This is a genomic window from Staphylococcus sp. HMSC65H10, assembly GCF_001839185.1.
Taxonomy (GTDB): domain Bacteria; phylum Bacillota; class Bacilli; order Staphylococcales; family Staphylococcaceae; genus Staphylococcus; species Staphylococcus simulans.
Map to the genome: position 1 here is coordinate 38,264 of NZ_KV840363.1, position 6,096 is coordinate 44,359.

A 6,096-nucleotide genomic window follows, 5' to 3' on the forward strand; every position below is an offset into this window, starting at 1 on the left:
GATGAAGAAAAAATTAATTTCATTAGCCATGATGCTTGCTGCAGCAGCCCTCATACTCAGTGGGTGCAGTCAAGGCGGCGGTATTTATGATGATAAAGGGCAAGTGTATCGAGAAGTAATTTCTCAAGATATGAGTACATTAGATAGTGTATTAGCTTCTGATGAAGTTTCATTCAACACATATAACCAAGTATTTGAAGGTTTATATACATTGGATGGAGAAGATAAAATCCAGCCAGGTGTTGCTAAAGAAAAGCCGAAAAAAAGTAATGGCGGTAAAACTTTAACGATTGAACTTAGAAAAGATGCGAAGTGGTCAAATGGCGATCCAGTTACTGCACATGACTTCGTCTTTGCTTGGAGAAAAGCATTGAAACCTGAAACAGCATCTGAATATGCTTATATTATGTATGATTTAAAGAATGCTCAGAAGATAAATGAAGGTAAAATGTCTCCCGATAAATTAGGCGTTAAAGCTTTAAATAAATATAAACTTCAAATTGAACTAACTAAACCGTTACCATATTTTGATCAAATGCTAGCGTTTGGTACATACATGCCACAAAATGAAAAAGTTGCGAAAAAGTATGGCAAGAGATATGGGACAACTGCTGACAAAGTTGTCTATAACGGTCCATTCAAAGTGAAAGAGTGGAAAGTAGAAGATAAAATTCTTTTAGAAAAAAATGAAGATTACTGGGACAAAAAAGCAGTTAAATTGGATAAAGTTAGCTATAAAATATTGAAAGACCAACAAGCAGGTGCATCTTTATATGATACAGGTTCAGCAGATGTTACGGAAATAACTTCTGAACAGGTAGATAAATACGAAAAGAATCCTGCACTGTTCAAAAGACTATTTGCTTCTACGTTCTTCTTGAAATTGAATGAAAAAGAACAAAAAGAATTTAAAAACAAAGATATGCGTTATGCAGTAGCACAATCTATCAACAAAAAAGATTACGTTGATACAGTCTTAAATAATGGATCTGCACCATTTGATGGCTTTACAGCTAAGAAAACAGCTATTCTTGAAGATGGTAAAGATTATGCTTCATTGGTAAAATCTCCATTGAAATATAATCCGAAAGAAGCTAAAGCACATCTTGAAAAAGCGAAGAAGGCTCTTGGTAAAGATGAATTCACATTCACTTTAAATACTCAAGATACAGCATCAGCAAAAATTTCAGCACAATTTATCAAGTCTGAAATGGAGAAAAACTTACCAGGTGTAACTGTCAATATTAAACAATTACCATTCAAACAGCGTGTCACAGCTGAATTATCAATGAATTATTCTATGTCTCTATCTGGATGGGGACCAGACTATCCAGACCCGATGACTTTCTTAGACATTATGACTACTGGAAATGCTCAAAACAATACAGATTGGGGCAGTAAACAGTATGATGATATGTTAAAAGAAGCTAATGGACCTTTATTAAAGAATCCAAAAGAGAGAATTAATAAATTGAAAGAAGCAGAAGAATTAATGTTGAAAGAAGCACCAGTTGCACCACTTTATCAACAAGGTAGAGCTTACTTGAAAAATCCACAAATTAAAGGTGTAGTTTATCACCAAGTTGGTGGTAGAGATTCATTGAAAACAGCCTACATCGATAAAGATATCGATAGAAAAACAGGTAAGAAAAAGAAAGATAAAGAGTAATAAACAAAGGGATAATTTTTCACACAATAAGGGGATTTAAATATTGAAACACGGTCAGTTTTGGCCGTGTTTTTCTTTATGCTTAATTTAAGAAAATCGTAGTCTTTGACTTTATGTACGCTTAACCCTAGCATGACAAGTAAGAGAGACAAGAACAGGAGAGGGTTATATGTTGCCGGTCAGTATATTAGACCAAACGCCCATTACTAAAAATCAAACGTCACAAGAAGCTTTAAAACAAACGATAGAACTTGCGCAACTTGCAGATCAATTAGGATATACACGTTATTTAGTCGCAGAACATCATAATTTGAAAGATGTGATTGGAACATCTCCAGAAATCTTAACGATGCATTTATTGAATCAAACTAAAGATTTGCGCATAGGTTCTGGTGGTGTTATGTTGCAGCATTATCATCCGCTTAAAATAATCGAACAATTTCATTTAATGGATGAATTATCTAACCATCGTGTAGATTTGGCGGTAGGAAAAGCACCAGGAGGATATCCTAAGGTAACTGAAATCTTAAAAGAAGAGTTGAAAGAGCACTACTTTTCATTTGATGAGAAATTTGAGATATTGAATCGCTTGAACACTCAAAATTTTGATAATTCATCTAAATACGCAGAATTAAAAACGGCCAAACGTCAAAGCGAAACCTCAAGTGTACCTGTATATTTACTGGGCACGAGCTTAAACTCAGTAATACAAGCTGCAGAGGCTAAAGTTGGTGTCATCTATGCATTCTTTATTAACGCTGAACAAGAAGCGTTAGAGGAGGCTTTAGAGGCTTATAAATCACGCTTCCCAGAAGGACGCTTTATTGTAAGTATACCCGCTATGGTTACAGCAGTTGGTGATAATCAATTACCATTTCGATTTTCACAACGTCATTTTGAATTGATTTCTAAAGATGGCAGACGCACGGTTTTAAATACTAAAGCACAAGTTGATGATTATTTATCACAAACTGATGAAACATTTGAAGTGACAGAAAAACGTATGCATATTATTAGTGGAAATAAGGAAGAAGTCCAAAGCAAGTTAGATGAAATTAATAGGAAGCATATGGTTGATGAGTGGATGTTGCACATGCCGATTCCAAATCATAAATTGCGAATGAATACAGTAAGACAACTTGCACCAACAAATTAGAAAAAAGGAGCGCTACGCGTGAATGATACTATAAAAATAACTTCAGCATCACGTGATTTTGATCAAGCTGGACATTTAAGCTATGTCGCGATTGGTGATATGTGTCATGCGATGTTAGGGAGTCAGAATGACCGATTAATTGAACACTATATGCAGAAAATGTATCACAAGAAAAAGAATCGCTTCAGCTATGAACATACACTTCAAGCAACGATTAATGATAAAGTAGCAGGGTTGATGACATGTATGCCATATCGTGACTTAGAACGAAGTTTAGTTTCGACAGTCATTCAAATTGCTTTGTTAAAACACATTTTTGTGTTTCCGCATATTTTGAATTATTATCAATCTATCTTGTCATTAATTCGTATGCAAGAAGGTGAAGATGATGAGTATCATGTCAGTATGTTATCTGTTTCATCCGAGTTTCAACGTAGAGGTGTCGGACAAGCATTGTTGGAAGAAGCGGAACATAAAGCTAAAGCAGCAGGATTTAATAAGATTTCGCTAACTGTAAATCAAATCAATTACAAAGCAAATGCCTTATATCAAAAGTTAGGTTATGAAAAAGTGGGTGAAGCAAAGGCCTCAATGATTACATTAAATAGAATGAGAAAACACTTAACTTAATAACATAACTATGACTTTTAAAATGTGATACGGCACATTGACTTGTATAATAGATTGTTGAATGTTAGTATAAAAATGTAAATTAAATATCTCATTGCTAGGGGTGCCGAAATGGCTGAAAGATATACCATCAACCCTTTGAACCTGATCTAGTTAGTACTAGCGTAGGGAAGCGTACATAGATGATTAAGAAACAGAAATTCAATATGACGATAGATGGACATAGAGATATGTTTATTTTTAGTTGTATATGTATAAAATCCTTACGCATTCATAAAATTATGAATGCGTTTTCTTATTTGTCTTGTCTTGATGTTTTATAGGCCTCCTAGCAATGATGCAGGGAGGAATTATTTTATGAAACAAGAAGAAATTGAATTGAAAAAAGGTTTTCCAGCAAGCAGACGTGTCTTTAAACAAGGGGCAGATGAAGATATTCGTGTGCCGTTTCGTGAAATTGAACTCAGTGATACGGTGACAGATTACAGCACACAAAAGAACGAACCTTTTACAGTGTATGATACAGCGGGTGTATATCACGAAGAAGGTTATGAAGTAGACGTCCAAAAAGGTATTCCGAAATTACGTTCTAACTGGATTGAAGCGCGTGAAGATGTAGAAGCATATGAAGGACGTAAGGTGCAATCGATTGATAATGGCTTTAAAAAAGAAGGTCATCATAAATTCGTTGAAACGCCATTTAAATATCAGCCTAAACGTGCACAAGAAGGTAAACGTGTGACACAAATGTATTATGCAAAACAAGGTATCATCACAAAAGAAATGAAATTTGTGGCTGCGCGTGAAGGTGTCGAACCAGAATTTGTCAGAGATGAAATTGCGAGAGGTCGCGCAATTATTCCTAATAACGTGAACCATCCTGAATCTGAACCGATGATTATTGGTAAAAACTTCCAAGTAAAAATTAATGCGAATATCGGTAATTCTGCAGTGTCTTCATCGATTGAAGCGGAAATTGAAAAATTAGTATGGGCCACACACTGGGGTGCAGATACAATTATGGATTTATCTACAGGTAAAAACATTCATGCGACACGTGAATATTTATTAAGAAATTCACCTGTTCCTGTAGGTACAGTTCCAATTTATCAAGCATTGGAAAAAGTAAATGGTATTGCGGAAGATTTAACATGGGAAATCTATCGTGACACATTAATTGAACAAGCAGAACAAGGTGTAGACTACTTTACTATCCATGCAGGTGTATTACTACGTTATGTTCCATTAACTGTTGATCGTTTAACAGGTATTGTTTCTCGCGGAGGTTCTATCATGGCGCAATGGTGTTTAGCGCATCACGAAGAAAGCTTCTTATATGAACACTTTGATGATATTTGTGAAATCTTAAATCGTTATGATATTGCGGTATCTTTAGGAGATGGATTAAGACCAGGTTCAATTTATGATGCGAACGATGAAAGCCAAATTTCAGAATTAAAAACATTAGGTGAATTAACGGATATCGCTTGGAAACATGATGTTCAAGTTATGATTGAAGGTCCAGGACATATTCCAATGCATAAAATTAAAGAAAACCAAGATTTAGCAGATTTTTACTGTAAAGAAGCACCGTTCTATACATTAGGGCCTCTTACAACAGATATCGCACCAGCTTATGACCATATCACATCTGCCATCGGAGCAGCACAAATCGCAAGTCATGGTACCGCAATGCTTTGTTATGTTACACCTAAAGAACACTTATGTTTACCAAATAAAGACGATGTACGTGAAGGTGTAATTACTTATAAAATTGCAGCACATGCGGCAGATTTAGCGAAAGGCTTGAAAGGTGCATCAGAACGTGATGATGCAATTAGTAAAGCACGTTTTGAATTCCGTTGGATTGACCAATTCAATTTATCTTTAGATCCAGAGCGTGCGCGTGAATATCGTGATGAAACCTTACCAAAAGAGTCAGCAAAAGTTGCACACTTCTGTAGTATGTGCGGACCTAAATTCTGTTCAATGCGTATTTCTCATGATTTACGTCAACATCATTTTGATGAGCAAGAAAGACAAGATGCGATGAAAGAAAAAGCGAAAGATTTCGTAGAACAAGGCAGTAAGATTTATCAATAATTAGAAGTAAACTAATAAAGATAGCACCAGTACAAGAAAATTAATGTACTGGTGCTGTTTTTTTTACTTATAGCGCATGGAAAACCGCAATAAAAACTGTACCGATATAAAAAGTCAAACTCGCGTAAATCCAAAAGTAATTCGTACCGATAGATTCAGCACGTTGTTGAGCATTATGAAAGAACGGAAGGTTACCGTTTTTAATCAATGAAACACCCACAAAGAATGCAAAAACGATAAAGGAACCAATAAATAAAATTGTGTTAATAACCATATCGTAATGTACAAAAAGACTATACCCCACATAAATCGTTGCTGCGATACAAGCTACTGTTCTTATTATTGTAGAAAGCATGTGCTACACCTCTCATTCATCTTATATCTTTATTATATAACATTTAAGTTAATAGAGGTATTACTATTTAGATTGTTCAAGGTTTAAAAAGAGGCAAATAGAAACCGTATACTCAAGAGAAGAATATACGGCTTAAAATACTATTTATCTTGGCTCTTTGTCAAATTCGGTTGATATATAAAA

5 protein-coding genes and 1 riboswitch are annotated in these 6,096 nt (G+C 35.0%); of the genes, 4 read left to right on the top strand and 1 reads right to left on the bottom strand.

The window, feature by feature from the left end:
- The first annotated feature begins 1 nt into the window (after position 1).
- From HMPREF3270_RS08640 to thiC, 4 genes are all read left to right on the top strand, one after another.
- A complete protein-coding gene (locus HMPREF3270_RS08640; protein WP_060803839.1) occupies positions 2-1,669 on the top strand; it encodes a peptide ABC transporter substrate-binding protein in 1,668 nt (555 codons plus the stop codon).
- Between the two features lie 169 nt (positions 1,670-1,838).
- Entirely contained in the window at positions 1,839-2,825 is a 987-nt protein-coding gene (locus HMPREF3270_RS08645; protein WP_070848726.1) for an MsnO8 family LLM class oxidoreductase, read from the top strand.
- An 18-nt stretch (positions 2,826-2,843) separates the two neighbouring features.
- Positions 2,844-3,455, top strand: coding sequence for a GNAT family N-acetyltransferase (locus HMPREF3270_RS08650; RefSeq protein ID WP_083326828.1), 612 nt, complete (start codon positions 2,844-2,846; stop codon positions 3,453-3,455).
- 89 nt (positions 3,456-3,544) lie between these two features.
- Positions 3,545-3,643: riboswitch (TPP riboswitch) on the top strand.
- Positions 3,644-3,812: 169 nt separating this feature from the next.
- Entirely contained in the window at positions 3,813-5,558 is a 1,746-nt protein-coding gene (thiC, locus tag HMPREF3270_RS08655; protein WP_070848725.1) for a phosphomethylpyrimidine synthase ThiC, read from the top strand.
- A 67-nt stretch (positions 5,559-5,625) separates the two neighbouring features.
- On the opposite strand, the gene HMPREF3270_RS08660 is transcribed toward thiC, so the two are convergent.
- Positions 5,626-5,913 (bottom strand): hypothetical protein, encoded by a 288-nt coding sequence (locus tag HMPREF3270_RS08660; protein ID WP_002481949.1) that lies wholly within the window; start codon positions 5,911-5,913, stop codon positions 5,626-5,628.
- Positions 5,914-6,096 lie beyond the last annotated feature (183 nt).

Coding starts and splice junctions, on each gene's coding strand:
- HMPREF3270_RS08640 (WP_060803839.1), top strand. CDS start 2: ATGAAGAAAAAATTAATTTCATTAGCCATGATGCTTGCTGCAGCAGCC.
- HMPREF3270_RS08645 (WP_070848726.1), top strand. CDS start 1,839: ATGTTGCCGGTCAGTATATTAGACCAAACGCCCATTACTAAAAATCAA.
- thiC (WP_070848725.1), top strand. CDS start 3,813: ATGAAACAAGAAGAAATTGAATTGAAAAAAGGTTTTCCAGCAAGCAGA.
- HMPREF3270_RS08660 (WP_002481949.1), bottom strand. CDS start 5,913: ATGCTTTCTACAATAATAAGAACAGTAGCTTGTATCGCAGCAACGATT.